This window comes from Blautia sp. CGZ-1-C1, assembly GCF_056504575.1.
The window spans coordinates 1-3,440 of sequence record NZ_JBWLUT010000175.1 but is presented as its reverse complement, the minus strand read 5'-3'; the positions used below and the strand labels follow the sequence as shown (position 1 = coordinate 3,440).

Annotated in this window: 6 protein-coding genes and 1 pseudogene; 2 read left to right on the top strand and 5 right to left on the bottom strand. The window is 35.4% G+C overall.

Annotated elements, in window-relative coordinates; genetic code table 11:
* Nucleotides 1–740, bottom strand: a 740-nt coding sequence (locus AC058W_RS16080) for a PIN domain-containing protein (protein WP_479390314.1), incomplete at its 3' end; no start/stop codon positions are given.
* Between the two features lie 281 nt (nucleotides 741–1,021).
* Here AC058W_RS16080 and AC058W_RS16075 point away from each other — a divergent pair.
* A complete protein-coding gene (locus tag AC058W_RS16075; RefSeq protein WP_479390313.1) occupies nucleotides 1,022–1,549 on the top strand; it encodes a transposase domain-containing protein in 528 nt (175 codons plus the stop codon).
* Nucleotides 1,435–1,968: pseudogene (locus AC058W_RS16070) on the top strand (IS66 family transposase). The gene AC058W_RS16075 and the pseudogene AC058W_RS16070 overlap by 115 nt, the downstream one beginning before the upstream one ends.
* 268 nt (nucleotides 1,969–2,236) lie before the next feature.
* On the opposite strand, the gene AC058W_RS16065 reads toward AC058W_RS16070, so the two are convergent.
* From AC058W_RS16065 to AC058W_RS16050, 4 genes are all read right to left on the bottom strand, one after another.
* On the bottom strand, nucleotides 2,237–2,800 hold the full coding sequence (locus AC058W_RS16065; protein WP_479390312.1) for a 3'-5' exonuclease: 564 nt from the start codon (nucleotides 2,798–2,800) through the stop codon (nucleotides 2,237–2,239).
* Nucleotides 2,772–3,071, bottom strand: coding sequence for a hypothetical protein (locus AC058W_RS16060; protein ID WP_479390311.1), 300 nt, complete (start codon nucleotides 3,069–3,071; stop codon nucleotides 2,772–2,774). Before AC058W_RS16060 ends, AC058W_RS16065 begins: the two co-directional genes overlap by 29 nt.
* A gap of 130 nt (nucleotides 3,072–3,201) precedes the next feature.
* A complete protein-coding gene (locus tag AC058W_RS16055) occupies nucleotides 3,202–3,384 on the bottom strand; it encodes a hypothetical protein (protein WP_479390316.1) in 183 nt (60 codons plus the stop codon).
* Nucleotides 3,350–3,427: a hypothetical protein gene (locus tag AC058W_RS16050; protein WP_479390315.1), complete on the bottom strand. Its 78-nt coding sequence runs from the start codon at nucleotides 3,425–3,427 to the stop codon at nucleotides 3,350–3,352. The genes AC058W_RS16055 and AC058W_RS16050 overlap by 35 nt, the downstream gene beginning before the upstream one ends.
* Nucleotides 3,428–3,440: the final 13 nt, after the last annotated feature.

The following is a 3,440-nucleotide window of genomic DNA, read 5'->3' as shown; positions in this document are numbered from 1 at the left end:
TCGCTATCACACGATAATCCATGTACTTCAACACAATCCTCATTCTTTATTTCCTCCTCTATCTCAGATATATACCCATCTATCAGCGAATTTATTATTCGGACAATTCCTTTATATTCTCTCTCTTGACGATTTATGGCATTATATAACTCACCTAACGATTGGTAAAATATATGATTTTCAGAATATCCACAAGCCTTTTTAAACCCTTTATCATCACTTATAATGGCAATTACTTCATCTTCACCAAATCTTTTTCTAATTTGATTTGCAATAAATGCGTCTGGAAATTCTTTTCTTTTTTTCTCACTAGATTCAAATGGTGGATTTATAGCAAAATAATCAGAAACTATCCCATCCAAATCCACTAATGACAGATTCAATATCTCTGGATTTAATTTCTCCAAAAATTTTTTCCACATCTCCAGGCTCTTTGTCCTGTATTCTTCTTTATTCAGCATTAGTAAATTAGTTTTTACCCCTATTTCCTCTAAGAATTTATCAGATACTCCATTTATTAGCTCTTTTCGCAGTCCGCGAAATGAAGAACAAACTCCATCGCTCGCTTTTATGATATGTTTTTCTACCTCTTTTAAAACAATGTTACTTAATACAATCTTTATTTTTCCAGCTTTGACATGATTAACAAGTAATCCTAATGTACTATCTTGACTAAAGTCCAATTTATTGGCATCAAAGATGTTCGTATCTAACGTAACATATAATGGATATTTAATCATACTCCGTCTCCTTGCATACATAATATTCGTAAGTGTATCAAAACATGACGTAGTGTAAAACAGCAAAGCTCCTGTTATAATACCTACATCAATGTTTGAGACACTTTTTGTTCCTTTTTAAATGGCACTGCTCTGGCAGTTCTTTTGTTAATCCTCAATAACCAGTACCTTTTTATCTTACCATATTTCTGAGATAATCGCTCTAACAACATTTCTAATATGACTTCGTACAATTCGCTCGATTTGCGCGATTCGTGTTCATTTTACAAGAGGTATAGGACATGATCCAGTTATCAGACGAACAATTAAATAACCTTGGTAAAAAAGCACTTGTTGTTATCGTTTCTTCTTTACAGGACCAGCTCCTTGCACTGCAGTCCCAGCTAGATCATGCCAATGCACAGCTTTCGGATAATAACCGTCAGATCGAACTGCTCACAGAGCAAATCCGTATCATGAACCAGAGATTTTTCGGACGTAAATCAGAATCCTCTGTTTCTGAAGTCGATGGTCAGCTTTCCCTGTTCGATTCCTTCAACGAAGCTGAATACCTGAAACAGGATTCCCTTAAAGAACCTGAGATCACAGAAGTTGTCATCCCTTCTTACCATCGCAAAAAAACTGTTGGCAAACGCGAGTCTAATCTGTCCGGACTCCGGTACGTATCATCGAACATACACTTTCCGCTGAAGAACTGGCTGCCAGATTTCCTGACGGCTACAAAGAACTTCCCGAAGAGATTTATAAACGTCTCCACGAAACAATCTACGACAGCAAAGAGATACATGCCGATGATGAATCACCGGTAAAAGTCATGCAAATCAACCATGCAAAGGTCAAAAACGGTAAGAAGACCTATATGTGGGTCTACCGGAACCGGCCTCTGCGCGGCACACATTCTATCCTTCTCGTTGACTGGTAGCCTTCCCGTCATTCGAAACATCCCCGAGAATTCCTGAAGACTTTCTCCAGAACTGTGGTCACAGACGGATACCAGGTCTATCACAAGCTTGCAAAAGAACGCCGCAATCTTAAAGTTGCAGGCTGCTGGGTTCATGCCAGAAGACCTTTTGCTGAATTTATAAAATCTGTCGGCCAGGACACTGCCAAAGGCTCCATCGCCCAAGAGGCATACAGCATGATCACTGAGATCATGCACATTGACAATACTCTTCCATGGTCATCCAGAGTGCAGAAAGAATGCCCAAATAAACACAAAAAATCCTGATTTTTTAATGTATTTTCCATTTCCATAAAATTCTCTCAATCCCCACTAAAAATGCGGGGATTCTTACTATTCAGTACTCATGTTTGAGAATTTACGTTGGAAAACCCATTATAAATAGATGAATATCCTGAAAAAGGAAAACGTCCGTCCCATAATATGGTCATTTATGCGTATTTAATCGCGCAGTGTTTTATCTAAACTGTATGCTTCTTCCATGAAGATATTGTGTTCGTTCTTCTCTAATACGGCGTTTCTAAAAATCTTAATGTCAAGTAATTCTATTTTCATATAGTTGTCGTGCTGGAAAACAATTTTCCCACTGATGTGTTACAGGATCATAATATCTTCTTCCTGATTCAGAAAACAAAAATAGTCTACTTTTAGCTCTTGAAGCGATAACATACAATAATTTTTTAGCCTCAGAATCTCTTTGTGATTGCTCAGTATGTATATTAGGAACTTTTCCATACAAAAGTCCAAAGGCAATTACACATTCATATTCCTCCCCTTTTACACCATGACAAGTATTTATTACCACTCCCTTTTTTTCTTTAAACATTCTTTTAAACGTATTTAAATCATCAGAAAGTCTATACTTTTCATTTTCAATGCGAAAATTCATTTTTTCTTTAAAGTCTTCAAATTGTTTTTCCAATTCTGGGCATTCTTCTATTCGTATATCCATTTTAAGTAGAAGATTTTCTATACCAGCACATACAAATTTACTTCCTATATTTTCTGTTGATTGATTTCGAAATGTATTAATTATATTGAGAAATTCTAATATAGAATACTCGACTAATCTACCTGAATACTGTTCCAATACTTTCAAGAATCTCTGTTGCTAGCTTACATCGACTTCCAATTTTCTTAATCGAAGGATCTGTAAGTAATAATTTCGATATTTTATAGAAAATATTCATATTATCCCTTTTAATTGGGGTAATATCAGGTGCATCAAAACTAATATCTGGCAATTTTTCTTGTAATTCTCGCGAAAGTGGATATATCAACCCCCATTCAGGTGCGATTATACATATTTCATTCTCTGGTATCCCATCATTCAATGTATTTTGAACAATTTCTGCAATAGCATCACTCAAATAGTCCTTATACAGGCTTATTATTGTAGTCTATAATTCCTTTTAAAGCACAATTACTTCCTTTCGCAATTATGGAATAATTTTCTATCATATACGGCAAATAATAATTTATTATCCGCTGGGTACTTCTCTAACATCCATTCAACGTACATTCCTGAAATTTCAATGTAGAAAATTCATTGTTTATTTCTGCAAGAGACTTCGCAAACACCCCCAATAGAACCATAAATAGCTTGATTTCAGGATCACCATAAAAATTCACTTCAAATCCTGAATTACTATCTGCATTTGCAATACTCTTCAACAATTGCATATTGGAGATCTCGAGTGTCCTGATATTCGTCAATACATATCAATTCAATAGTATCA